27 protein-coding genes are annotated in these 23,445 nt (G+C 71.3%); 12 read left to right on the forward strand and 15 right to left on the reverse strand.

All coding sequences use genetic code 11. The features are described 5' to 3' along the window. Positions 1-116: 116 nt before the first annotated feature. On the reverse strand, positions 117-374 hold the full coding sequence (locus tag ADL34_RS30035) for a WhiB family transcriptional regulator (RefSeq protein WP_003992873.1): 258 nt from the start codon (positions 372-374) through the stop codon (positions 117-119). 317 nt (positions 375-691) lie between these two features. Next, positions 692-1,660 carry a diacylglycerol/lipid kinase family protein gene (locus tag ADL34_RS30040; RefSeq protein ID WP_062668216.1) on the reverse strand — a complete coding sequence of 323 codons (969 nt, stop codon included), beginning with the start codon at positions 1,658-1,660 and terminating at the stop codon, positions 692-694. Positions 1,661-1,856: 196 nt separating this feature from the next. On the opposite strand from ADL34_RS30040, the gene ADL34_RS30045 reads away from it, so the two are divergent. Then, on the forward strand, positions 1,857-2,303 hold the full coding sequence (locus ADL34_RS30045) for a hypothetical protein (RefSeq protein WP_062668217.1): 447 nt from the start codon (positions 1,857-1,859) through the stop codon (positions 2,301-2,303). Between the two features lie 31 nt (positions 2,304-2,334). Here ADL34_RS30045 and ADL34_RS30050 read toward each other — a convergent pair whose 3' ends face one another. The 3 genes from ADL34_RS30050 to ADL34_RS30060 all read right to left on the reverse strand — a co-directional run bounded on the left by ADL34_RS30050 (position 2,335) and on the right by ADL34_RS30060 (position 4,427). Then, complete coding sequence (locus tag ADL34_RS30050) at positions 2,335-3,465, reverse strand: RNA polymerase sigma factor SigF (RefSeq protein WP_079034150.1); 1,131 nt, start codon at positions 3,463-3,465, stop codon at positions 2,335-2,337. 17 nt (positions 3,466-3,482) lie between these two features. Beyond that, positions 3,483-3,896, reverse strand: a complete 414-nt coding sequence (locus tag ADL34_RS30055) for a hypothetical protein (RefSeq protein WP_055624136.1) — start codon at positions 3,894-3,896, stop codon at positions 3,483-3,485. 270 nt (positions 3,897-4,166) lie between these two features. Next, positions 4,167-4,427 (reverse strand): UBP-type zinc finger domain-containing protein, encoded by a 261-nt coding sequence (locus ADL34_RS30060; protein WP_062668219.1) that lies wholly within the window; start codon positions 4,425-4,427, stop codon positions 4,167-4,169. Positions 4,428-4,562: 135 nt separating this feature from the next. Here ADL34_RS30060 and ADL34_RS30065 point away from each other — a divergent pair, with 135 nt between their 5' ends. Beyond that, a complete protein-coding gene (locus tag ADL34_RS30065) occupies positions 4,563-6,158 on the forward strand; it encodes a Na+/H+ antiporter (protein ID WP_062668220.1) in 1,596 nt (531 codons plus the stop codon). Between the two features lie 31 nt (positions 6,159-6,189). On the opposite strand, the gene ADL34_RS30070 is transcribed toward ADL34_RS30065, so the two are convergent. Together ADL34_RS30070 and ADL34_RS30075 are read right to left on the reverse strand one after the other, a co-directional pair. Beyond that, a complete protein-coding gene (locus ADL34_RS30070) occupies positions 6,190-7,104 on the reverse strand; it encodes a 1-aminocyclopropane-1-carboxylate deaminase/D-cysteine desulfhydrase (RefSeq protein WP_062668221.1) in 915 nt (304 codons plus the stop codon). A gap of 63 nt (positions 7,105-7,167) precedes the next feature. Further along, positions 7,168-7,758, reverse strand: a complete 591-nt coding sequence (locus ADL34_RS30075) for an N-acetylmuramoyl-L-alanine amidase (RefSeq protein ID WP_179199249.1) — start codon at positions 7,756-7,758, stop codon at positions 7,168-7,170. Positions 7,759-8,062: 304 nt separating this feature from the next. On the opposite strand from ADL34_RS30075, the gene ADL34_RS30080 reads away from it, so the two are divergent. The 3 genes from ADL34_RS30080 to ADL34_RS30090 all read left to right on the forward strand — a co-directional run bounded on the left by ADL34_RS30080 (position 8,063) and on the right by ADL34_RS30090 (position 11,583). Further along, positions 8,063-9,469 carry a family 2B encapsulin nanocompartment shell protein gene (locus ADL34_RS30080; protein WP_062668222.1) on the forward strand — a complete coding sequence of 469 codons (1,407 nt, stop codon included), beginning with the start codon at positions 8,063-8,065 and terminating at the stop codon, positions 9,467-9,469. 123 nt (positions 9,470-9,592) lie between these two features. Beyond that, positions 9,593-10,720 (forward strand): family 2 encapsulin nanocompartment cargo protein polyprenyl transferase, encoded by a 1,128-nt coding sequence (locus tag ADL34_RS30085; RefSeq protein ID WP_062668279.1) that lies wholly within the window; start codon positions 9,593-9,595, stop codon positions 10,718-10,720. A 269-nt stretch (positions 10,721-10,989) separates the two neighbouring features. Continuing rightward, positions 10,990-11,583 (forward strand): GNAT family N-acetyltransferase, encoded by a 594-nt coding sequence (locus ADL34_RS30090; RefSeq protein ID WP_062668223.1) that lies wholly within the window; start codon positions 10,990-10,992, stop codon positions 11,581-11,583. A gap of 30 nt (positions 11,584-11,613) precedes the next feature. On the opposite strand, the gene ADL34_RS30095 is transcribed toward ADL34_RS30090, so the two are convergent. Then, complete coding sequence (locus tag ADL34_RS30095) at positions 11,614-12,204, reverse strand: TetR/AcrR family transcriptional regulator (protein WP_062668224.1); 591 nt, start codon at positions 12,202-12,204, stop codon at positions 11,614-11,616. Between the two features lie 123 nt (positions 12,205-12,327). Here ADL34_RS30095 and ADL34_RS30100 point away from each other — a divergent pair, with 123 nt between their 5' ends. The 4 genes from ADL34_RS30100 to ADL34_RS30115 are packed head-to-tail and all read left to right on the forward strand — an operon-like array spanning position 12,328 to position 13,833. Then, positions 12,328-12,912, forward strand: coding sequence for a dihydrofolate reductase family protein (locus ADL34_RS30100; RefSeq protein WP_062668225.1), 585 nt, complete (start codon positions 12,328-12,330; stop codon positions 12,910-12,912). Positions 12,913-12,938: 26 nt separating this feature from the next. After that, positions 12,939-13,247: a hypothetical protein gene (locus tag ADL34_RS30105; RefSeq protein WP_062668226.1), complete on the forward strand. Its 309-nt coding sequence runs from the start codon at positions 12,939-12,941 to the stop codon at positions 13,245-13,247. Between the two features lie 44 nt (positions 13,248-13,291). Then, the gene (locus ADL34_RS30110; RefSeq protein WP_062668227.1) at positions 13,292-13,624 is read left to right on the forward strand and encodes a DUF952 domain-containing protein; all 333 of its coding nucleotides are present in this window, start codon (positions 13,292-13,294) and stop codon (positions 13,622-13,624) included. After that, positions 13,615-13,833, forward strand: coding sequence for a hypothetical protein (locus tag ADL34_RS30115; protein ID WP_062668228.1), 219 nt, complete (start codon positions 13,615-13,617; stop codon positions 13,831-13,833). The genes ADL34_RS30110 and ADL34_RS30115 overlap by 10 nt, the downstream gene beginning before the upstream one ends. Here the strand turns inward: ADL34_RS30115 and ADL34_RS30120 are convergent. From ADL34_RS30120 to sodN, 3 genes are all read right to left on the reverse strand, one after another. Then, positions 13,820-14,560: a VOC family protein gene (locus ADL34_RS30120; protein ID WP_062668280.1), complete on the reverse strand. Its 741-nt coding sequence runs from the start codon at positions 14,558-14,560 to the stop codon at positions 13,820-13,822. The two genes, ADL34_RS30115 and ADL34_RS30120, sit on opposite strands and share 14 nt — an antisense overlap. Before the next feature lie 29 nt (positions 14,561-14,589). Further along, positions 14,590-16,029 (reverse strand): glycosyltransferase family 39 protein, encoded by a 1,440-nt coding sequence (locus ADL34_RS30125; protein ID WP_062668281.1) that lies wholly within the window; start codon positions 16,027-16,029, stop codon positions 14,590-14,592. Between the two features lie 341 nt (positions 16,030-16,370). Continuing rightward, positions 16,371-16,766: a superoxide dismutase, Ni gene (gene sodN / locus ADL34_RS30130; protein ID WP_020123534.1), complete on the reverse strand. Its 396-nt coding sequence runs from the start codon at positions 16,764-16,766 to the stop codon at positions 16,371-16,373. A 145-nt stretch (positions 16,767-16,911) separates the two neighbouring features. Here sodN and sodX point away from each other — a divergent pair, with 145 nt between their 5' ends. Further along, positions 16,912-17,346, forward strand: a complete 435-nt coding sequence (gene sodX / locus ADL34_RS30135; protein ID WP_062668282.1) for a nickel-type superoxide dismutase maturation protease — start codon at positions 16,912-16,914, stop codon at positions 17,344-17,346. Here the strand turns inward: sodX and ADL34_RS30140 are convergent. Continuing rightward, entirely contained in the window at positions 17,250-17,879 is a 630-nt protein-coding gene (locus ADL34_RS30140; RefSeq protein WP_062668229.1) for a CGNR zinc finger domain-containing protein, read from the reverse strand. The genes sodX and ADL34_RS30140 overlap by 97 nt on opposite strands. A 98-nt stretch (positions 17,880-17,977) precedes the next feature. Here ADL34_RS30140 and ADL34_RS30145 point away from each other — a divergent pair, with 98 nt between their 5' ends. After that, complete coding sequence (locus ADL34_RS30145; protein WP_062668230.1) at positions 17,978-18,763, forward strand: class I SAM-dependent methyltransferase; 786 nt, start codon at positions 17,978-17,980, stop codon at positions 18,761-18,763. A 57-nt stretch (positions 18,764-18,820) separates the two neighbouring features. Here ADL34_RS30145 and ADL34_RS30150 read toward each other — a convergent pair whose 3' ends face one another. The 3 genes from ADL34_RS30150 to ADL34_RS30160 are packed head-to-tail and all read right to left on the reverse strand — an operon-like array spanning position 18,821 to position 21,512. Next, positions 18,821-19,582: an amino acid ABC transporter ATP-binding protein gene (locus ADL34_RS30150; RefSeq protein ID WP_062668231.1), complete on the reverse strand. Its 762-nt coding sequence runs from the start codon at positions 19,580-19,582 to the stop codon at positions 18,821-18,823. Continuing rightward, positions 19,579-20,523, reverse strand: a complete 945-nt coding sequence (locus tag ADL34_RS30155) for an amino acid ABC transporter permease (RefSeq protein ID WP_062668232.1) — start codon at positions 20,521-20,523, stop codon at positions 19,579-19,581. Before ADL34_RS30155 ends, ADL34_RS30150 begins: the two co-directional genes overlap by 4 nt. Positions 20,524-20,558: 35 nt before the next feature. Beyond that, complete coding sequence (locus ADL34_RS30160; RefSeq protein ID WP_062668233.1) at positions 20,559-21,512, reverse strand: ABC transporter substrate-binding protein; 954 nt, start codon at positions 21,510-21,512, stop codon at positions 20,559-20,561. 662 nt (positions 21,513-22,174) lie between these two features. Here ADL34_RS30160 and ADL34_RS30165 point away from each other — a divergent pair. After that, positions 22,175-23,398 (forward strand): NAD(P)-dependent malic enzyme, encoded by a 1,224-nt coding sequence (locus ADL34_RS30165; protein ID WP_062668234.1) that lies wholly within the window; start codon positions 22,175-22,177, stop codon positions 23,396-23,398. Positions 23,399-23,445 lie beyond the last annotated feature (47 nt).

Genomic DNA, 23,445 nt, shown 5'->3' on the forward strand with positions numbered 1-23,445 from the left:
CCGGGGCCGAGTGACGGGGGAGCATCGGGGGTACTGCGCGCTGCGGCTCGGGGGCGGGAGATGCGTACGCGCTGTACGCGCCGCCAAGCTCAGGCTGTTCTTACGGGGTGGGAGTGTCAGGCGGAGGCCTGACGGGCCCGGTTGCGGGCGGCGCGGCGCTTCATGGCGCGGCGCTCGTCCTCGCTGAGACCACCCCAGACGCCGGAGTCCTGACCGGACTCGAGCGCCCACTGCAGGCACTGCTCGATAACCGGGCAGCGGCGGCAGACGGCCTTGGCTTCCTCGATCTGCAGCAGCGCAGGACCGGTGTTGCCGATGGGGAAGAAGAGCTCGGGGTCTTCCTCGCGGCAAACGGCGTTGTGACGCCAGTCCATGGCTGCTACCTCTCCTTGATTACATGCGGGTTGCTTGTGAATGTGAACGCTTTCACGAATCCCTCAACAAGTGAAGGGCCTACCGCCAGTTCCCCGGCGCGGGTCCTGTGAGTTGAAGGGGGATTCTGGTGATCAGTGGAGGCCGGTCTTGCGGGCCGTCCCGATCGCCATGTAGAGACTCGCAAACCTCGGCGGCGGATACAACCCCTTCCGGAAAGTTTTTTTTGATTCCTCGGTGTCGACTAGGTCACAGCCGTACTTCCATGGGGTGGATGCTGGCCTAAACGTTCGAGTGAAAGGACTTTCGCCCGTTCCGCTCACACAATCACACGCAGTGCACGGCGTACGCCTGTGAACGTCACGCTCGTACGCAGCCCCAGATGGTCGCCGTCCATCTGAAGGGGCAGGGGCACCTTCGAATGCAAGGTGAACCGGTCCAGATCGTGCAGCGAGACCGCGTGCTTGCCATGGGGTCCCCGCTCGGGGGACGAAGTGAGCAACTGGGTCGCATACCGGGCAACCGCGACCGTCGACATACGGCTGAGACCGAGTACGTCGAGACCGGTATCGAACGAGGCTTTAGGTGCCGCGTACACGGGGCGATTGAGCAGATAGGTCCACGGAGCGGTGTTGCACACAATGGACAGCACCAAATCGGTCACCGGGTCCTCGCCCGGCCGCTCCAGGGTGATCGTGCCGTGCCGGCGGTTGGGCTCCTGGAGGAATTGGCGTGCCACCTGGCGCAGATACAGGGCGTGTGTGGACCTCCGGCCCTGCTCGCGCTGCTGTTCGACCCGGCCGACGACCCCGGCGTCGAAGCCGAGCCCCGCGCAGAAGGTGAACCACCGGCCGGGCACCGCCTCGTCGGCGGTCCCCGGGGTGCCGGCGGCTATGCCCATGCCGACCGTGCGCTCGCTGCCCTCGCGCAGGGCGTCCAGCAGGGCGCCGGTCGCCTCGACGGCGTCGTTGGGCAGCCCGAGGGCACGGGCGAAGACGTTCGTGGAACCGCCGGGGACCACCGCGAGGCGCGGCAGTCTCTCCGGATCGGGGCCCTTGTGGAGCAGACCGTTGACGACCTCGTTCACCGTGCCGTCGCCGCCGAGGGCGACCACCAGGTCGATGTCGTCGCTGTCCGCCGCCTGCCGGCCCAGGTCGCGCGCGTGTCCGCGGTACTCGGTGGTGACCGCCTCCAGCTTCATCTCGCTGGCGAGCGCATGGATCAGGACATCGCGCGTACGTGCGCTTGTGGTGGTTGCCGCCGGATTGACCACGAGAAGTGCACGCATGACTGGCAGCGTACCTACTGGGGGGTACCGGGCACAGGTCGGAGTGGGGATCGACCGGGACAACCCGCGTGAGCCTCGCCACGGGAGCCGGGGCGAAGCCGGGACACCGGGAAGCCGGGAGACCGGCAAGCCGGGAAGGCCGAGGGAGGAGACCTCGGCCGGAAAGAGCCCCCGCACGGAGGGCTACCCTTCTGGGGTGACCAAGCAGCAGACCCCCACTCCCGAGGAAACCGCCGGTCCGCGCCCGCGGCGGCTCACCTACGCCGCCGTGCTCACCGCCCTGGAAGGGCTGGGACTGGCCGTCGGCGGTGTCTGGGTGCTGGTGCTCGGGCTCACGGGAGACCCCGACGACCGGCAGCAGGCCGTCACTCTCGGTGTCACGCTCGTCGTCCTCGCCCTGCTGCCGCTGCTCGCCGCGCGCGGACTGCTCGCCCGGCGCAGCTGGAGCCGGGGCCCCTCCGTGATCACCCAGATCCTGGCGCTGCCGGTGGCCTACAGCCTGCTGCAGGCCGACAGCATCGCGATCCCGGCCGGGATCGCCGTCGCCGCCGCCGCGATCGCCACGCTGGTCTTCCTGCTCAGCCCGTCGACCACGCAGGCCCTCGGAATCCGGCGGCCCGGCGCCGAACCCGGCGAGCGCTGACCGCCGGTCCACCCGGGCACCTCCGCGGCGCTCACTCCTCGACGAGGAGCTTCTCCCGCAGCTGCGCCAGCGTGCGCGCCAGCAGACGCGAGACGTGCATCTGGGAGATGCCGACCTCCTGCGCGATCTGCGACTGGGTCATGTTGCCGAAGAAGCGCAGCAGCAGGATGCGCTTCTCGCGCGGCGGGAGGTCCTCGAGCAACGGCTTCAGCGACTCGCGGTACTCGACGCCCTCCAGCGCCTCGTCCTCCGCGCCCAGGGTGTCCGCGACCGCCGGGGACTCGTCGTCGGTGTCGGGGACGTCCAGGGACAGCGTGGAGTAGGCGTTCGCCGACTCCAGGCCCTCCAGGACCTCCTCCTCCGAGATCGCCAGCTTCTCGGCGAGCTCGTGGACCGTGGGGGAGCGGCCGTGCAGCTGGGACAGCTCCGCGGTGGCCGTCGTCAGCGCGAGGCGCAGCTCCTGGAGCCTGCGCGGGACGCGGACCGCCCAGCCCTTGTCGCGGAAGTGCCGCTTGATCTCCCCGACGACCGTCGGCGTCGCGTACGTCGAGAACTCGACGCCGCGGTCCGGGTCGAACCGGTCGACCGACTTGATCAGCCCGATGGTGGCGACCTGGGTGAGGTCGTCGAGCGGCTCGCCGCGGTTGCGGAAGCGGCGCGCGAGGTGCTCCACGAGCGGCAGATGCATCCGGACCAGCCGGTTGCGCAGCTCCGCGTACTCCGGGGTGCCGTCCTGCAGCTCGCGCAGCTCGATGAACAGGGCGCGCGCCCCGCTGCGGTCCTGCGGGTCGTGGCGTGTGGCCTGCGCGCCGCGCGCGTTCGTCGCCCGGCCCTCGGCGTATCGCTCGTGCTCGCTCATCGTCCCGCCCGTCGCCCTCTCCCGAGCCCTCGCCGCCGGCCGGGCCGGGGAGACCCCGTTGCGCCCGGCCGCGGGCGCGCCCTGCACGGCACCCTCGTCATCCCGCCCGTCGTCCAGGAGGCCGGTCGCCACGGAGTCGTCCTCCGGGTGCGGCCGGGCCTGCTCGGGGATGCCGTCGATGCCGTCCGCCATACGGCGGGAAACGCCCGGGCCGCTCGGGCCCGCCCCCAGGCTCCCGGCTCCGTCGGAGCCGGGGGAGGTGCCGTCCGGCAGCCCCCGTGTGCCGCGCTCTTCGTCCCGCACCGGCCCGTCCCCGTCCCTCACGCCGGCCCGGGTCCCGCGCCGCGCTGTTTGTAGAGGCTGATCGACACGGTCTTGTCCTCGTCCACCGCCGAGGAGACCTTGCCGGCCAGGGCCGACAGGACGGTCCAGGCGAAGGTGTCCCGCGACGGGGCGTGGCCGTCCGTGGTCGGGGCCGAGACGGTGACCTCCAGCGAGTCGTCGACGAGCCGGAACACGCAGCTGAGCACCGAGCCGGGCACGGCCTGCTGGAGCAGGATCGCGCAGGCCTCGTCCACCGCGATGCGAAGGTCCTCGATCTCGTCGAGGGTGAAGTCCAAACGGGCGGCGAGGCCGGCAGTCGCCGTACGCAGCACCGACAGGTAGGCACCCGCAGCCGGCAGCCGGACTTCCACGAAGTCCTGGGTCACGGGCTCGCCTGCGATCTGGGACACCCTCACCTCCAAGGTGGTACAAGCTTCTCGGGGCCGAGGGTCGCCCCCCGGGGTAACGCGATCTGTGGTTCAGCGGTGACGCTACCGCGCTTCGAAGTTTCCTGTCCCCAGGACCCCAACCCCTTGCTGTCACTCATAGTAAACACACGGATACGCTCCGTGGCTAGGGGGTCTGCGGGCCCAATTGGGAAGAGCGCGCGCCGGTTTGACGTACCCAGACGTCAGACGGTCGAACCGTCCGGTTCCGGCGCCGTCCAGCCTACGTCCCCGTCACACGAGAACGTGGTCCACGAAGCACCAGCGCCAGCGCTCGCCGGGCTCGAAGGTCCGCATGACCGGGTGCCCGGACTCCTTGTGATGCCCGGTGGCGTGCCGCCCGGGCGAGGAGTCGCAGCAGCCGACGTGACCGCAGGTGAGGCAGATCCGCAGCTGCACCGGATGCGTGCCCTCCGCCAGGCACTCCGGACACGTCTCGCTCAGCGGTTCGGGTTCCGGGTGCGGCAGCCCGCCGGCGTGCGTGCACTGTTTCATGATTGCCAGGTTACGACGGCCGCGCGTGGACCGGCGCGCGAAAATCATGGCCGGGGAAGCGCGGGTGGCCGCCGTCCCCGGACACGACGAGCGGGCCGCGCGGGCGCGGGCGACTGACGAGGGTGGGCGAGAAGCATGGACGTGATGCCGCTGCTGCTGCTGGTGGCGGGGAGCGCGGCGGTGGCCGCGCTCGCCCGGCGGGTCCCGGTGCCGGCGCCGCTGCTGCTGGTCGCGGCCGGGCTCATGGTGTCGTACGTGCCGGGCGTGCCCGACTACACGCTCGACCCGCACGTCGTGCTGCCCCTGATCCTGCCGCCGCTGCTCTACACGGCGGCAGCCGACAGCTCCTACCTCGACCTGCGCGCGCAGCTGCGCCCCGTGGCACTGCTGTCCGTGGGGTACGTCCTCTTCGCGACCCTCGTCGTGGGCTACGCCGCCTACCTCCTCGTCCCCGGGCTCCCGCTGACCGCGGCCCTGGTGCTGGGCGCGGTCGTGGCGCCGCCGGACGCGGTCGCGGCGACGGCCGTCGCCCGCCGGGTGGGGCTGCCGTCGCGGATCACCACGATCCTCCAGGGCGAGTCCCTGGTGAACGACGCCACCGCGATCACGGCCTACCGGGTCGCCGTCGCCGCGGCCGTCGGCGAGGGCGCCACCTGGGCCGGCGGCATCCGCGAGTTCCTGCTGGCCGCGGTCGGCGGTGTCGTCGCGGGACTGGTGCTGATGGTGCCGATCCACTGGCTGCGCACCCACCTGAAGGAGGCGCTGCTGCAGAACACGCTCTCGCTGCTGACGCCCTTCGTGGCGTACGCGGTCGCCGAGCAGGTGCACGCCTCCGGTGTGCTCGCCGTCGTGGTCGTCGCCCTCTACCTCGGGCACCGCGCGTGGGAGGTCGACTTCGCGACCCGGCTCCAGGAGGAGGCGGTGTGGAAGATGGTCGCGTTCGTGCTGGAGTCGGCCGTGTTCGCCCTGATCGGCCTGCAGCTGCCGGTCGTCCTGCGTGGCCTCGGGGAGTTCGAGGGCTCCACCGCCGCCTGGTACGCGACCGCTCTGTTCGCCGTCGTCGTCGCCACGCGGTTCCTGTGGGTGTACCCGGCGACCTTCCTGCCGCGGATGCTCTCCGCCAGGATCAGGGAACACGAGGACAACCCGACCTGGAGGGGGTCGTTCGTCATCTCCTGGGCCGGGATGCGGGGCGTGGTCTCCCTCGCCATCGCGTTCTCCATCCCGCTGAGGATGCACGACGGCGAGCCGTTCCCCGAACGCAACCTCATCCTGTTCCTGACCTTCACCACGGTGATCGGCACCCTCGTCGTGCAGGGCGTGACGCTGCCGCCGCTAATCCGCCTGCTGAAGCTGCCCGGGCGCGACGCGCAGGCCGAGACCCTCGCCGAGGCCAACGCGCAGGCGCAGGCGTCCCGGGTCGCCGAGGAACGCCTGCGCGTACTCCTCGCCGACGAGCGCAACGCCCTTCCCGAGCCGCTGGCCGAGCGCCTGAGGGCGGTCCTGGAACGCCGGCGCAACTCCGTCTGGGAACGCCTCGGGCAGGCCAACCCGATCACCGGAGAATCCGTCGACGACACCTACAGGCGGCTGTCCCGGGAGGCCATCGGCGCCGAACGCGCCGTCTTCGTCAAGCTGCGCGACGGCCGCTACATCGACGACGAGATGCTGCGGACCCTGCTGCGCAGGCTGGACCTGGAGGAGGCGGCCGCCTACCGCGAGGCGGGCTGACCGGGCCGGGGCCGACGCGGCCCGCGCGGGCTCAGCCGGTGAACGGCGCCCCGGTGACGACGGCCGCGACCGTCGTCCCGCGCGCGAAGGCGCCCTCCTCCGCGAGGGCCACGAGCGCGTACAGCATTTTGGCGACATAAAGACGCTCGACGGGCATGCCGTGCCGGTCCTCGAAGTCCTCCGCGAAGGACTCCAGAGCGGGCGTCGTACGCGCGTACCCGCCGAAGTGGAAGCGCTCGTCGAGCCACCAGTCGCCGCGCGGGCCCCCGAACGCGGCGTGCTGCAGGGCGCGGACCTCGGCGCCGAGGAAGCCGCCCCTGAGCACCGGGACGCCCAGCGCCCGCCCGTCCGGACCCAGCCCGGCGGCCAGGCCCGCCAGGGTCCCGCCGGTGCCGCACGCGATCAGGGCCACGTCGGCCCGCCCGCGCAGCTCCTCGCCGAGCGCCCGGCACCCCTGGACGGCGAGGGCGTTGCTGCCGCCCTCCGGGACGACGTGGGCGTCCTCGGCGCCCGCCGCGCGCAGCACGGCGGCGAGCGTCGAGGGCTCGCTCTTGCGGCGGTACGTCGACCGGTCGACGAAGTGCAGCCGCATCCCGTCGGCCACGCACCGGGCGAGCGAGGGGTTGAGGGGACGTTCCGCCAGCTCCTGGCCGCGCACCACGCCGACCGTGGGCAGACCGAGGAGACGGCCCGCCGCCGCCGTGGCCCGCAGATGGTTCGAATAGGCGCCGCCGAAGGTGACGACCGTCCGTCCGGCCGCGGCCGCCAGGTTCGGCGCGAGCTTGCGCCACTTGTTGCCGATCAGCTCCGGGTGGATCAGGTCGTCCCGTTTGAGCAGCAGCCGTACCCCGTGCCGCTCCAGGCGCCCGTCCGCCGACTCGCGCAGCGGCGAGGGTAGCCGGGGCCGCAGGGCGGCGAGGTCGGGTACGGCGTCACGGCTGGTCACCCGGCCATTGTGACCGGCGCGGCGGCACTGCTTCAGCCGCTACGTCAGCCGCTACGGCAGTCGCTACTTCAGCCGCTCCTTGATGCGCCCGCGCATGGACGCCATCGTGAACCCGCGCGGGTCCACCTTCCCGGGCTGCCACTCCAGGTGCCCGATCACCGAGCGCTCGTTCCAGCCGTGATGCCGGCAGATGGCGGCCGACACCCGCTCGATCGCCTCCAGCTGCGCCTCGGGCCAGGGGTCCTTGCCGTCGCCCAGGTTCTCGCACTCGAAGCCGTAGAAGTGGCGGTTGCCGTCGGTGTTGGCCTCGTTGTCCGGCGGCAGGGCCTTCTCCGCGATGACCGCGCGCAGCACGTCGTCGTCACCGAGACCGGCGTGGTTGGCACGGCCGTAGCCGACCAGGTGCACCTTGCCGTCCTTGGTGATCACGCCGTGGCAGAGCGGGCCGGGCAGCCCTTCGTAGCCCTTGCGGCACAGCTCCACGGTGTGCGCGGCGCCCTTGGTCACCGAGTGGTGGATCATGACACCGTGCACGGGGCCCCAGGGCCCCACGTGGTTGCGGTTGTGGTGCTCCCAGTCGCCGACCTCGACGACCGTCACGCCCTCCGCGCGCAGCCTCTGCAGGAATCTGCTCGCGGACATCGGAGTGGCCATGTACGCCTCCTCGCGCCGTGGGGCCGGCCGCCGGATGCGGCCGCCCTCGTACCGGTGCTTTACCGGAAACGGAGGCAAGGACTCCTTGTCGCTTCCCCGCTCGCACGGTGAGCGAGCTGTTTCAGCCAGCCCCCGGTGCCGGTACCGATGGACAGAAGACCACCATCTGCCCAGCAGGGCCGTGATCCATTCCCCCTCGTTCGTGTAATAGCACCAACACGTTCCGTGATGAAAGCCTGGTCAGGCAGATCGCTACGCGTGGCGCCGCGACGGCGCCGGTGCACGACCGGGAGGGCAATTCCATATGTCGGTAGGCGAAGAGGTCCGTACGGAGCAGGCCAAGACCCAGCAGAGTCTCGGCACGGCGGCCGCACGGAACCTGGCCACCACGACCAAGTCAGCACCCCAGATGCAGGAGATCAGCTCCCGCTGGCTGCTGCGCATGCTGCCCTGGGTGAACGTGCAGGGCGGCACGTACCGGGTGAACCGGCGTCTGACGTACGCCGTGGGGGACGGCCGCGTCACGTTCGTGAAGACCGGCGACCGGGTCGAGGTCATCCCCGCCGAGCTGGGCGAACTCCCGGTGCTGCGGGACTTCGAGGACGAGGACGTGCTGGCCGAGCTCGCCCAGCGGTGCGTGCAGCGGGAGTTCGCCGCCGGCCAGGTCATCGCGTCGTTCGGCAGCACGACCGACGCGGTGTACCTGCTCGCGCACGGCAGGGTGGAGAAGATCGGCACCGGCCCCTACGGGGAGGACGAGCTGCTGGGCGTCCTCGCCGACGGCGCCTACCTCGGCGAGCAGGCGCTGCTCGACCCCGACGCCATCTGGGAGTACACGGCCCGCACGGTCACCGCCTGCACCGTCCTGGTCCTGGACCGGCGCGACTTCGAGCAGGTCGCCGAGCGCGCCGAGTCGCTCCAGGGACATCTGGAGCAGCTGCGGTCGATCCCCGCGCAGCGCACCAACAAGTACGGCGAGAAGGCGCTCGACCTGGCGGCCGGCCACAGCGGCGAGCCGGACATCCCGCACACCTTCGTCGACTACGAGGCCCGGCCCCGCGAGTACGAGCTGAGCATCGCCCAGACCGTGCTGCGCATCCACACGCGCGTGGCCGACCTGTACAACCAGCCGATGAACCAGACCGAGCAGCAGCTGCGGCTCACCGTGGAGGCCCTGAAGGAGCGCCAGGAGCACGAACTCGTCAACAACCGCGAGTTCGGCCTGCTCCACAACTGCGAGTACGACCAGCGGCTCCAGCCGCACGACGGCGTGCCCGGCCCCGACGACATGGACGAGCTGCTCAGCCGGCGGCGCGGCACCAAGATGCTCCTCGCCCACCCGCGCGCGATCTCCGCGTTCGGACGCGAGCTGAACAAGCGCGGACTGGTCCCGGAGACCGTCGACATGGGGGGCAACCGCATCCCGACCTGGCGGGGCGTGCCGATCTTCCCGTGCAACAAGATCCCGGTCACCGAGGCCCGGACGACCTCGATCATCGCGCTGCGCACCGGCGAGGCAGAGCAGGGCGTCATCGGGCTCCAGCAGGCGGGCATCCCGGACGAGATCGAGCCGAGCCTGTCGTGCCGCTTCATGGGCATCAACGAACAGGCCGTCATCAACTACCTGGTCACGGCGTACTACTCGGCCGCGGTCCTCGTCCCGGACGCCCTCGGCGTCCTGGAGAACGTCGAGATCGGCCGTTGGCGATGACCTTCACCGGCGGTACGCCGTGTTCCGCGCACTCCGCGTGGGTAGACCCACGGCGTAGGCGTCCAGCTGGAGCGGAAGGGCCACCGTGGGCCGACTCATCGAGGCGAGGCCGTGGGTGAGTTCATGACGGAGACACAGCACCGCACCGCCGGGGTACCGCGTCCGACCGCACCGCCCGAGAGGCGGGGGTCCGTCCCGACCGTCCCGCAGGACGCTCCGGGACCGGCCGACCCGCCCGAGGCGGCGGCGATCCTGGAGGGCACCCGGGCGTCCGTCGACCCCGAGATGCGCGCCGCGGTCGAGTCGCTTCCGCCCGCCATGCGCCGGATCGCGCTCTACCACTTCGGCTGGACCGAACCGGACGGCACCCCGGCGACGGGCGGCGCGGGCAAGGCCATCCGGCCCGCCCTCGTCCTCACCGCCGCGGCGGCGCTCGGCGGCCCACGAGCACGGGCGGCGGCCCTGCGGGCGGCCGTCGCGGTGGAACTGGTCCACAACTTCACGCTGTTGCACGACGACGTGATGGACCGGGACACCACCCGTAGGCACCGGCCCACCGCGTGGACCGTGTTCGGCGACGCCGACGCGATCCTCGCCGGGGACGCCCTGCAGGCGCTCGCTCTGCGCCTGCTCGCCGACGACCCGCATCCGGCGTCCTCCGCGGCCGCGTCCCGGCTCGCCGACTGCGTGGTCGAGCTGTGCGCGGGCCAGCACGCGGACACCGCGCTGGAGAAACGGCACCCCGGCGGGGTCTCCCTCGACGAGGTGCTCGCCATGGCCGAGGCCAAGACCGGCGCGCTCCTCGGATGCGCCTGCGCGCTCGGGGCGCTGTACGCGGGCGCTGGCGACGACGAGGTCCGGGCGCTCGACGCGTTCGGCCGCGAGGCCGGGCTCGCGTTCCAGCTCATCGACGACGTGATCGGCATATGGGGAGACCCGGGCCGCACCGGCAAGCCGGTCGGCGCGGACCTCGCCGCCCGCAAGAAGTCGCTGCCCGTCGTCGCGGCGCTCACCTCGGGCGGCCCGGCGGCCCAGGAGCTGGCCGCGCTGTACGAGGCGCCCTACGACCAGGAGGACCTTCAGCGCACCGCGCTCGCCGTGGAACGGGCGGGCGGCCGTGACTGGGCGCAGGCCCAGGCCGCGGACCGGATGGCCCGTGCCGTGCAGGCGCTCGCCACCGCGGTGCCCGACCCGGAGGAGGCGGGTGGACTGCTGGCACTGGCCGAGTTCGTGACCCGGCGCAGCGCCTGAGCGCCGCGGCGACCGCCCGCGGCCACGAGGACCCCGGAGCCACCGGGGCCGTACGGCTCCTGACCCCGTACGGCTTCCCGGCTCCGGCCCGGCGGGTCCCGCACATCCCCACGGTGTGCGGGGCCCGTCCCACGTCTGCGCCGCCGTACACGGGTGCCCGCTCTCCGCGTCCGCGAGACGAACGGATCACGTCAAAGTCGTCCCCGGTGCGGCAGCGTCCGGTCAACGGACCTACGATCAAGGCCGGTTGAGACGAAGGGCGCGGACTCATGGGCGTGGCGATCCGGACGGCGGGCGAGGCGGACCGCGAGCTGGTGGTGGGGCTGCTGGACGCGGCCTTCCAGGACGACCCGGTCAGCGGCTGGGTCTTCCCCGGCGCGGAGCACCGCCGCACCACCCACCCGAAACTGATGGCCGCGTTCACCGACGTCGTCCTGGCCCACGGCCGGATCGACGTCACCGAGGACGGCACGGCCTGCGCGCTGTGGATGTCCGTTCCCGCCGACGCGCCCGGGCAGGACGACGAGGGCCCCGCCGAGCTGCGGGCGGCCGTCGACCCGGACAACGAGCGCGTCGAGCTGATCGGCCGGCTGACCGCCGGGATCCATCCGGCCGGGCGGGCCCACGAGTACCTGTGGATGATCGCCGCCGCGCCGGAGCGGCAGGGGCAGGGCCTGGGCACGGCCCTCATCACCGCCGTGCTCGACCGCTGCGACCAGGAAGGCCTCGGCGCCTACCTGGAGGCGAGCAGCGCCCGAAGCCGCGTGCTGTACGAACGCCTCGGCTTCACCCTCGAAGGGCGCCCCCTCGACCTCCCGGAGGGCCCGCGGATGTGGCCGATGTGGCGCGAGCCGCGCGCCTGAACCGCGGCGCCCACGACGCCCTCTCGGCTTCTACTCCTCCGGCACCACCGTCGCCGTGATCCGTTCCAGCAGCCCGTCCGGGACGGTCACGCCGGGCAGGACGCCGTCCAGGACGTCCGGCAGGGTCAGGTGCTCGAGGAGCAGGCCGAGCATCGCCAGATAGAGCACGGTGACGACCTCGTCGCCGCCGGGCAGCCCGGCGGCGCGGTGGAAGGCGAGGCCCTCGTCGAGGTCGGCGCGCACCGACTTCGTGAACGAGGCGCGCAGTTCGGGGCGCCGTGACGCCTCCAGGCGCATCTCCAGCAGCGCCAGATACCCGGTGCGGTCGCGGGTCGCCCGGCCCATCAGGTCGTGCATGAACGCGGTGACGAGCGAGCGGTCCTTCGGCCGTTCGAGCAGCCCGGCCAGCACCTGCGGGTCCGGCGCCAGCCGCGTGTGCAGCCGGGTGTCGATCTGCCGGAGCAGGTCCGCGCGCCCGGTGAAGTAGTTGGAGGCGGTGCCGACCGGCACCCCGGCCTCGGCGTCCACCGCCCGGAAGGTCAGCCCCCGCGCCCCCTCACGCGCCAGCACCTCGACGCCCGCGTCGACGAGAGCGGCCCGCCGCTCCGGATTCCCCGCCATGCGGAATCCCCTCCCTCACTTGAAGTTCTCACGGAAAAGCACTTGCAACCACTACAGCCGGAGTACTACAACTGAAGCACTACAACCGAAGTAGTTGAAGTCAGCCTACGAAAAGAGACCGGCTTGCGAAAGCTCACGTACTTCATCGCCTGCTCCCTCGACGGCTTCATCGGGGACTCCGCCGGCGACGCCACGGACATGTACCGCTTCGTGGACGAGGAGTTCCTGGCGTACCTCACGGAGCAGTATCCGGAGACGGTGGCGACCCAGGGCCGTCGCGCCCTCGGCCTCGACCACCTGGAGAACAAGCGGTTCGACACGGTGATCCAGGGGCGCGGCAGCTACGACGAGGCCCTGAAGCTGGGCATCACGAGCCCGTACGCCCATCTGCGCCAGTACGTCGCGACGCGCTCCCTGCCCGAGTCGCCGGACCCCGAGGTCGAGCTGATCGCGGACGACGTCGTCGGCAGGGTCCGGGCGCTCAAGGCCGAGAAGGGCGGACTGGACATCTACCTGTGCGGCGGCTCGCAGCTCGCCGGCGCCCTGCTCGACGAGATCGACGAACTGGTCATCAAGAGCTATCCGGTCGTCTACGGCACGGGCATGCCGATGTTCGCCTCCGGCTTCTCCGTCACCGAGTTCACCCTCGACGAGGTCCGCGGCTTCGGCAACGGAGCCGTGGTCCGTACGTACAGCAGGAAGCGCTGAGCCCCGAGCCGCCCTACCCTGGGGACATGGGCAGCGAAGAGCACGTCTGTCCCTCCTGTGGACAGCCCGTCGAGACGGTCGTCCGGCGTCACAAGACGCTCGGCGCCTGGGTCCCCACCTGGGTCGCCGGCCCCTGCCGGAACCCCGACTGCGCGGCGCACTCCTCGGAGGAGACCGCCGAGCAGCATCATCACCACCGGCCCGCCCCGCCCGGGACATCCGTGCCGCCCGGACAGCCCGGACAGCCCGAACAGCCACCCGGACAGCCCGAACAGCCCGGACAGCCCGCCCCGGCCGACCGGACCGAGAAGACGACCACCACGTCCGAATCCTGACCTGCGGCGGGAAGCCGGTCCGCCCCGGACCATAGGCTCGCCGTATGTCCGAACACACGTACATCCTCCACCTCACCGAGCGCTCGCTCTGGGAGGCCGCCCGCGAGCGCGGCGCCTACGAGATCTCCACCCGTGGCCGCACGCTCCAGGAGGAGGGCTTCATCCACTGCTCGACCCGCGCCCAGCTCCCGGCGGTCGCCGCCTTCCTCTACGGCTCCTACGACGGCTCCGACGACCTGGTGGTGCTGGTCGTCGACCCGGAGCGGCTGGACGTGCCGCTGCGCTACGAGGCCGTGAAGCCGGGCGGCGAGGAGTTCCCGCACGTGTACGGACCCCTGCCGGTGAGCGCCGTGGTCGACGTGGAGCGATGGGCGTGACGGGGCGGCGCGGCCGGTCATGGCGGTGGATCGTGGCCGTCTGGCTGGTGCTGGTGGCCGTCGCGGGCGGCGTGACGCTGTGGCTGCAGGACGCCACCGAGCCGCCGGGGCCGTACGTCTGGGAGAACGCCACGAGCCCGGCGCCCCCTCCGGAGTGCCCGCGGCCCGCACCGGGGGAGGACAGCCTCTGTTTCGTCAGGAGCCGCTGAGCGCGCCCGTCCCCGGGTCACGTGCCGTCAGGCAGTAGACGCCGCCCGCCGGGTCCCGCATCACCGTCCAGTGCGCGCCCTCCGCGACCAAGGCGGCGCCCAGCTCCTCGTGCCGGGCGCGGGTCGCCGTCACGTCCGCGCAGGCGAGGTCCACATGGGCCGAGGCCGCGCGTTCCTCGCCGAGCCGCTGGATCAGGATGCGGACCGGCAGCCCGGCCGGCGGACGCAGTACATGGAACTCGGGGCGTGAGCCGGGAAAGGACTCCCACCCGTCCAACAGGGCGTCGAAGAAGGCGACTTCGACGTCGAACGCGGACGGCGGGACGTCCAGGCAGACCTGGTCGAGCCGGCTTCCGTGCGCGACGGGCGGCCGGACCGCCTCCCCGGCCCACGGCACCGCGCAGAACGACAGCCCCGCGGGCGTGCGCAGCACGGCCCACCCGTCGTGCTCGGCGACCAGGCCGGCCCCGCGCTCCGACGCGCCGTCCACGAACGCCCGTACGTCCTCGACGGCGAAGTCGAGATGCGCGCCCCCTGCCCCCGCCCCGACCCCCTGCACCTTGACGCAGGCGTCCGCCCCGCCGCCCGGCAGCAGGGTGACGAACTCGTCCCGGTCGCCCCGGAAGGCCGACAGGCGACTGTCCGTCACCGCCGCCCAGAAGGAGTGGGCCCGTTCGAAGACGGCGGTGGGCCGGTCCACGAAGGCGTACGTCCAGCGGATGCTCATGGAGTGATCGTAGGCCGGGCCGCCGCCGCTCACCGGGTCGGCCGCCGCTCGTACACGGTCACCCGCCGCCCGCGCACCTGTATGTCCGTCACCACGGTGAAGTACCGCTCCAGAACGGCCGACTTGACCTGGTCCCGGCGCGCCGACACCGGCCGGGCCACCACCGCCGCGTCCGTGACGAGCAGGACGCGCCGCCGGGCCAGCATCGCGGAACGTATCCGGGCGGGCGACGCCTCCTCGCCCTTGAGCGTGCCGGACTCCACCGGGCCACGGACCAGCGCTATGTCCCGTACCCCCGCGAAGGCGGCCGGCGAGACCAGCGCGGCGTCCCGCCGGGCCGCCGGCACGAACACCACGGCGTCACCGCTCCGCTTCAGCCGCCCTACGTCCTCCGCCACCGCCAGCACGTCGTCCACCCGGCTCGCCGGGGACCGCTTGGCCAGCGACTGCGGCAGCAGCGCGACCAGCGCCACGGCGACCACCACCGGAACCAGCGCCACCGACACGCGCGGCAGCCGCGGCCGGAGCGCCCGGACGGCCGCGCCCAGCGCCGCGCCGATGAGCAGCGCCAGACCCAGCATCGCGAACAGCACGTAGCGGTCCAGGAAGAGCGGCTTCACCAAGGAGACGCACAGGAGCAGGAGTTGCGGCACGGCGAGCAGCGGAAGCCCCACGGCCGCCGCCGACGGACGCCGGGTGCGCGGGCGGTCCGCCAGGGCGCCGAGCGCCCCGATCGCGACGAGGACCCCGGGGCCGATCAGCATGTGCCAGGTCGACGGCGGTATCCAGGAGACCTGTTCGGCCTGCCCGAGGCTGAACAGGATCAGCGGCAGCACCGCTGCCACGGCGAACACCGACGCCGTCGCCCAGCGCGCCAGGACCCGGCGACGCGCGCGGGACCAGGCCAGGGTCACGAGATGCGCGGGCAGCACCAGCAGCGACAGCCAGTTCAGCAGCCCGCACACGGCGACCGTGGCCGCGTAGGCGGCCCAGTGCCGGTGCCGGGCACGCCCTTCGAGGGCCGTCACGAGCAGCACGGTCGCGACCCCGGCCCCGGCGGTGACGAGGGCGTACGGGCGGCCCTCCTGGAGGTGGAACTGCACGGCCGGGAGCAGCGCGAGGGCCAGTCCGCCCGCCAGCCCCGCCCAGTCTCCGGCCAGCCGCTGCCCGAGGCGGGTCACACAGGCCGCCGCGACGGCCATGGCCAGCACCGAGGGGAGCCGCAGGGTGGTCGTTCCGCTGCCGAAGCAGGTGAACAGGGCGTGCATCAGCAGGTAGTAGAGGCCGTGCACGGCGTCGACGTGCTCCAGGAGGTGCGCTGTCGCCCCGCTGGAGCGCTGGGCCACCTGCCAGGTCGCGGCCTCGTCGCGCCAGACGCTGTTCTGCCGGGAGAGCCCCCACAGGCCGAGGCCGACGGTCCACACCGCGGGGAGCACCCACAGGAACGGCCGGCGAGGCCGCTGAGGTATCGGTTCTTCGGTGGGCGCGCGCGGGACGGCCGGCGCCGGTACGACGGCCGTCGAGCTGGATTCGGGCACCGGTCTTCCCCCCGGGGATCGGCATCTCATCCACCGGGGTGGACATGCCAAAACCTACGGGGCCGTGCCGATCAAGAGCCAATTCTCCGCAGGTGAACACGATCACCGCACATCGGGGGAACCGAAAGCCGGTGAAACACGTGCGGGGCGCAGGCGCCCGCCCCGACGGACACCGGAGGGGCCCGCCCGCCCCGACGGGACGCCGAAGGGGCCCGGCCGGCGAACCGGCCGAGCCCCTCCGGGCGTCGGGAGAACGACGAAACGGCCTGGGTTCAGGCCTTCTTGGTCTCCCAGAAGATCTTGTCGATCTGGGCGATGTAGTCCAGAGCCTTCTGGCCCGTCGCCGGGTCCGTAGACGCCTTGGCGGCCGAGAGGGCCTTCAGGGCGTCGTTGACCAGCTGGTGCAGCTCCGGGTACTTCTCGAAGTGCGGGGGCTTGAAGTAGTCGCTCCAGAGCACCGAGACGTGGTGCTTGGCCAGCTCGGCGCGCTGCTCCTTGATGACGGTGGCACGCGCCTGGAAGTGCGGGTCGTCGTTGGCGGCCATCTTCTCCTGGACGGCCTTCACCGACTCCGCCTCGATGCGGGCCTGGGCCGGGTCGTACACACCGCAGGGCAGGTCGCAGTGTGCGCTGACCTTGACCTTGGGGGCAAACAGGCGGGAAAGCATGGAGCATTCCTTCCTCGTGATCGTCTTCTCAGGTGGGACATTACTCCCTGCAAGACCGGATTTCGCGAGTGCCCCCGTGGGCTTAGGACAAAAGTCCAGGGTGAGACTGAGACTGGTGGAGGACCGTACCGGGGAGGTGCCGGGGATGCCGGAGCTGTCGCAGGAGACCGAGCGCGGGCGGGCCGGTCGGCCCTTCGGGTGGGCCGAGGTGACCGGTCCGTCCATGGTGCCCACGCTGTACCACGGCGATCTGCTCGTCGTGTCGCACCGGGGCCGCACCCGGCCGGGCGAGGTCGTCGTCCTGCGCCACCCCTTCCAGCAGGACCTGCTGGTCGTCAAGCGCGCGGCCGAGCGCCGGGAGGGCGGCTGGTGGGTGCTGGCCGACAACGCGTTCGCGGGCGGCGACAGCACCGACTACGGCGTCGTCCCCGACGAGCTGATCCTCGGCCGTGTACGGCTGCGGGTGCGGCCGCGCAAGCCCGGTCAGCGCTCGCCGTGGGCGGTGGTGCGCTGGGCGCTGTCGGCAGTGCGGCCGGTGCCGGCCGACCGGTCGGCCTCCAGGCGCTTGCGGGCCCGGTAGGCGGCGACGTTGGCACGGGTCGCGCAGCGGTCCGAGCAGTAGCGCCGGGAGCGGTTGGTCGAGGTGTCCAGGTAGGCGTTGCGGCAGGGCGACGCCTCGCACAGGCCCAGCCGGTCGACGCCGTACTCCGTCAGATGGAAGGCCAGGCCCATCGCGGCGATGGCCGCGTAGCCGGCGGTCGCGTTCGACGGGTGGTCGGCCAGGTGCATGTGCCACAGCGGGCGCCCGTCGTCGTCCCGTACGTCGTGCCCGGAGATCTGCGGGCTGACCGGGAACTCCAGGAGCAGGGCGTTCAGCAGGTTCACCGCCGTGGACTCGTCGCCGGTGTCCGCCGCCGCGAAGACCGACCGCAGGCGCGCACGGACCGAGCGGAAGCGGGTGACGTCGGCGTCGGTGGCGCGGCGGGCCGCCTCCTTGTGGCTGCCGAAGAGGTCGCGGACGGCCTCGACCGAGGTCAGCGAGTCCTTGCCCCGGGCCGGGTCCTCGCTGTTGACGAGTCGTACGGCGTAGTCCGAGTAATAGGCCAGTTCCACTTGTAGTCCTTACGGAGACGTTCTATCGTCGTCGTGCGGTCGGGTAATGGGCGATCGCGCATCCAGGGTATTACGCATTCGTGTGACGGAGGGGCCCGATGACGGACTTGGACAGCTCGGCCACCACGACGACCGAGGCCACGGCGGACTGGGCCGGCTGGCAGCGCAGCTGGGACCGGCAGCAGGAGTGGTACATGCCCGACCGGGAGGACCGCTTCCGGATCATGCTGGACATGGTCGAGGCCGTCGTCGGTCCCGCCCCGCGCGTGCTCGACCTCGCGTGCGGCACCGGAAGCATCTCGGCCCGGCTGCTCGCGCGGTTCCCGCAGGCCACGAGCACCGGCGTCGATCTCGACCCGGCGCTCCTCGCCATCGCGGAGGGCACCTTCGCGGGCGACGAGCGGATCTCCTTCGTCACGGCCGACCTCAAGGACCCCGACTGGCCGGCCAGGCTGCCGTACGACTCCTACGACGCCGTCCTGACCGCCACGGCCCTGCACTGGCTGCACCGTGAACCCCTCGTGGCCCTCTACGGTCAGGTCGCGGAGCTGGTCCGTGACGGCGGTGTCTTCATGAACGCGGACCACATGATCGACGAATCGACGCCCCGGATCAACGCCGCCGAGCGCGCGCAGCGCCACGCGCGCATGGAGGAGGCCAGGGCGGACGGCGTCCCGGACTGGTCCGAGTGGTGGCGGCTGGCGGCCCGGGACCCGGCCCTCGCCGGGCCGACGGCCCGCCGCTTCGAGATCTACGGCGACCACGCCGACGGCGACACGCCCTCGGCCGCGTGGCACGCGCGCGTCCTGCGTGAGCAGGGCTTCGGGGAGGCGAGGCCGGTCTGGTGCTCCCCTTCGGACGCGCTGGTGCTGGCACTGAAGTAGCGCATGACGAAAGGGGCGGTACGGATCACCCGTACCGCCCCTTCGGTCTGTCCCCGGTCAGAGCACCTTGGACAGGAACGCCTGCGTCCGCTCGTGCTGCGGGTTGGTCAGGACCTCCCGCGGATCGCCGGACTCGACGACCACGCCGCCGTCCATGAAGACCAGGCTGTCGCCGACCTCGCGGGCGAAGCCCATTTCATGGGTGACGACGACCATCGTCATGCCGGACTCGGCCAGGTCGCGCATGACGTCCAGGACGTCGCCGACCAGCTCCGGGTCGAGCGCCGAGGTGGGCTCGTCGAAGAGCATCAGCTTCGGGTCCATCGCCAGCGCGCGGGCGATCGCCACACGCTGCTGCTGGCCGCCGGAGAGCTGCGAGGGGTAGTTCCCGGCCTTGTCGGCCAGGCCGACCCGGTCGAGGAGCTCGCGCGCCCGCTCCCGGGCCTGGCCCTTGGCGACGCCCTTGACCTGGATCGGCGCCTCGATGACGTTCTCCAGGGCCGTCATGTGCGGGAACAGGTTGAACCGCTGGAACACCATGCCGATGTCCCGGCGCTTGACCGCGACCTCGCTGTCCTTGAGCTCGTACAGCTTGTCGCCCTTCTGGCGGTAGCCGACCAGCTCGCCGTCGACGTACAGCCGCCCGGCGTTGATCTTCTCCAGGTGGTTGATGCACCTCAGGAAGGTCGACTTGCCGGAGCCCGAGGGACCGATGAGGCAGAACACCTCGCCCTGCTTGACCTCGAGGTCGATGCCCTTGAGGACCTCTACCGGGCCGAAGGACTTGTGGACGCCCTCGGCCTTGACCATGGCGGTCATGCGGTGCCTCCCGTCGACGCGGAGCGGTTGGACAGGGACAGCAGGTTCGCCTTGATCTTCTGGAACGGCGTGGCCGGCAGCGACCGGCTCGAACCGCGCGCGTAGTAGCGCTCCAGGTAGTACTGGCCGATGCTGAAGACCGAGGTCAGCAGCAGGTACCAGGCGGCCGCGAGGAACAGCATCTCGGCCGGTGCACCGGAGGTCTGGCCGATGTCCTGGGCCGCCCGGAACAGCTCGGGGTACTGGACGACCGAGACCAGCGAGGTCGTCTTCAGCATGTTGATGACCTCGTTGCCCGTGGGCGGCACGATCACGCGCATGGCCTGCGGGATGACGATGCGGCGCAGCGTCTTGACGTGGCTCATGCCGAGCGCGTGCGAGGCCTCCGTCTGGCCCTCGTCGACCGCGAGCAGACCGGCGCGGCAGATCTCCGCCATGTACGCCGCCTCGTTGAGGCCGAGACCCAGCAGCGCCGTCAGGAACGGCGTCATGAAGTCCGACCACTCGTTCTTGTAGAACGGGCCGAGGTTGATGTACTCGAAGACCAGGCCGAGGTTGAACCAGACGATGAGCTGGACCAGGACCGGGGTGCCGCGGAAGAACCAGATGTAGAACCACGCGATGGACGAGGTCACGGGGTTCTTGGACAGGCGCATCACGGCGAGCAGGACGCCGCCGATGATGCCGATCGCCATGGACAGGATCGTCAGCAGCAGGGTCCTGCCGACGCCGTCGAGGATGCGGTCGTCGAAGAAGTAGTCCGGGATCGCACCCCAGTTGATCTTGCCCTGGGAGAAGGCGTAGACGATCGCGCCGAAGAGGGCGAGCGCCACGACGGCGGAGACGTACCGTCCGTAGTGGCGGACCGGGATGGCCTTGATGGCCTCCGGACCGGCCGGCGGGGTGTCCGCCGGCCCGTCCTTCTTGTCGATGTCAGTCACAGGTGTTGCCTTTCAGTGCCCGCGGTCCGGCGCGGTCACTTGCCGCCGTTGACGGTGGCTTCCTTCACCGCACCGTCCTCGACGCCCCACTTCTTGATGATCTTGTCGTACTCGCCGTTCTCGATGATCGCCTCGAGGGCGGCCTTGAGGGCGTCCCGCAGCTGGGTGTTGTTCTTGGCGACCGCGATGCCGTACGGGGCGGCCTCGACCTGCTCACCGACCAGCTGGAAGTCGTTGCCGCCGCCGGAGGTCTTCACGGCGTACGCGGCGACGGGGAAGTCGGACGAGCCGGCGGCGGCGCCACCGGCGCGCAGGCGGGTCTGGGCCTGCTGGTCGTTGTCGAAGGCCTCGATGGTGATGGTCTTGCCACCGGAGCACTTCTTGGCCTCGGCCTTGGCCAGGTCCTCGGAGACCGTGCCGCGCTGCACGACGATCTTCTTGCCGCACAGGTCCGACCAGGTCTTGATGTCGGTGTTCTTGCCCTTCTGGGTGTAGATCGAGACGCCGGCCGTGAAGTAGTCGACGAAGTCGACGCCCTCACCGACCTTCTTGCCGGTGTCCGAGTCGATGCCCTCCTGGCGGTCCTTGGTGTCCGTCATCGCCGACATCGCGACGTCGTAGCGCTTCGAGCGCAGACCGGTGATGAGGCTGTCGAAGGTGCCGTTCTCGAACTGGAAGGTCACGCCGAGCTGCTTGCCCATGGCGGCGGCCAGGTCGGGGTCGATGCCGACCGTCTTGCCGGAGTCGTCCTTGAACTCGACCGGGGCGTAGGCGATGTCCGAGCCGACCTTGATGACGCCCTTGTCGCGGATCGCCTGCGGCAGCTTGTCGGCGAGCGGCGCCGCGCTCTTCGAGCCCGAGCTCTCCGAGTTGCTGTCGGTCTGGTCACCGCAACCGGTGAGAATCAGTGCGCCTGCGACCGCGATCGAGCCGACCACTGCCAACCGGGAGCGAGCGGCGGTCGTACGACGGGTGGTGCGTGCGGTCATGGTGGGTTCCTCCGGCGGATGGGTGGAGTTGCCGATGGGGCGGGCGCCTGCCGGTGGACCGGCAGGGGCCTGGGGTACTCAGGTCGACGAGAGCACACGCCTTCGAGTGTCGCGACCCTGTGTGATTACGGCATCTTGCCATTCGGACTGGGCCATTCAGGGCGCCCGCCATGTCAAAATCGGATAACGGGTTACCCTCGAACCGCCGCAGGCCGGTCCACCCGGACCGCACCTCTTGCGGGAATCCTTCCTTCCGGCCGGAAGATCTTCGGTGTTTCACGGGACAGGGATCAGTCGCATGCGGGGTACGTGAGGGTCATCGACCTTTCATGATGTTTGGTGATGATTGTCCGCCCATTTCGGCACGATTCACACCGGTGGCGTCCTCATGTCGTGTCCGATTCGTATCCATGGGTGAGGAAGTCTCCCCATGCGTCATGTGATCTTGCACGTATTGGACTCGTCGCGGCGCGGTCCGTCCGGTAAGAAGGTTCTTTACACCCCTCATCCGGGGCTTCAGGGCGCGTGTGCGGCGCGCCCGTCGCGTATGGGCCGTACGTCGTACGTCGTACGTATCAACGAGCAGGGCCATGCGCGTCCCCGCCCACTTCTCACCAGGAGTGGTCCCACCCTCAACCAGAACACCTAAGGGGTCAGACAAAGTGGCAGCGGAGATCGTCAATCCTCGCAGCGGGGGCAATACCGATCAGGACGGCGGGGTCGAGCCCCTCGATTCCTTCGATCCGGCATTCGCCCTGCACCGCGGCGGCAAGATGGCCGTGCAGGCCACCGTGCCGATCCGTGACAAGGACGACCTGTCCCTGGCGTACACGCCCGGCGTCGCGAAAGTGTGCAGCGCGATCGCCGAGCAGCCGGACCTTGTCAACGACTACACGTGGAAGTCGTCCGTCGTCGCCGTCGTGACCGACGGCACGGCCGTGCTGGGGCTCGGTGACATCGGCCCCGAAGCCTCCCTCCCGGTGATGGAGGGCAAGGCGATCCTGTTCAAGCAGTTCGGCGGCGTCGACGCGGTCCCGATCGCCCTCGACTGCACCGGCGTCGACGAGATCGTCGAGACCGTGGTGCGCCTCGCCCCGTCCTTCGGCGGGGTGAACCTGGAGGACATCTCGGCGCCCCGGTGCTTCGAGATCGAGCGCAAGCTGCAGGAGCGGCTCGACATCCCGGTCTTCCACGACGACCAGCACGGCACGGCCGTCGTCACGCTGGCCGCCCTGCGCAACGCGGCGCGGCTGACCGGCAAGGGGCTCGCGGACCTGCGGGCCGTCATCTCCGGCGCCGGCGCGGCCGGGGTCGCCATCGCCCGGATGCTGGTCGAGGCCGGCATCGGCGATGTCGCGGTGGCCGACCGCAAGGGCGTCGTGTCGGCCGACCGGACCGACCTGACGGACGTCAAGCGGGAGGTGGCCGGGTTCACCAACAAGGCCGGCCTCACCGGTTCGCTGGAGTCGGCGCTGGCCGGCGCGGACGTCTTCATCGGCGTCTCCGGCGGCACGGTGCCCGAGGAGGCCGTCGCCTCCATGGCGGAGGGCGCGTTCGTGTTCGCCATGGCCAACCCGAACCCCGAGGTGCACCCGGAGGTCGCGCACAAGTACGCGGCGGTCGTCGCCACCGGCCGGTCGGACTTCCCCAACCAGATCAACAACGTGCTGGCCTTCCCGGGCATCTTCGCCGGGGCGCTCCAGGTGCGGGCCTCCCGCATCACCGAGGGCATGAAGATCGCCGCCGCCGAGGCGCTCGCCGGTGTCGTCGGTGACGACCTCGCCGCCGACTACGTGATCCCGTCCCCGTTCGACGAGCGGGTGGCCCCCGCGGTCACCGCGGCCGTCGCCGCCGCCGCGCGCGCCGAGGGCGTCGCGCGCCGCTGACCCGGACGTCACGAGGACGGCCCCGCCCGGCTCCCCGGGCGGGGCCG

Source organism: Streptomyces sp. NRRL WC-3605 (genome assembly GCF_001509795.1).
Classification (GTDB): domain Bacteria; phylum Actinomycetota; class Actinomycetes; order Streptomycetales; family Streptomycetaceae; genus Streptomyces; species Streptomyces viridochromogenes.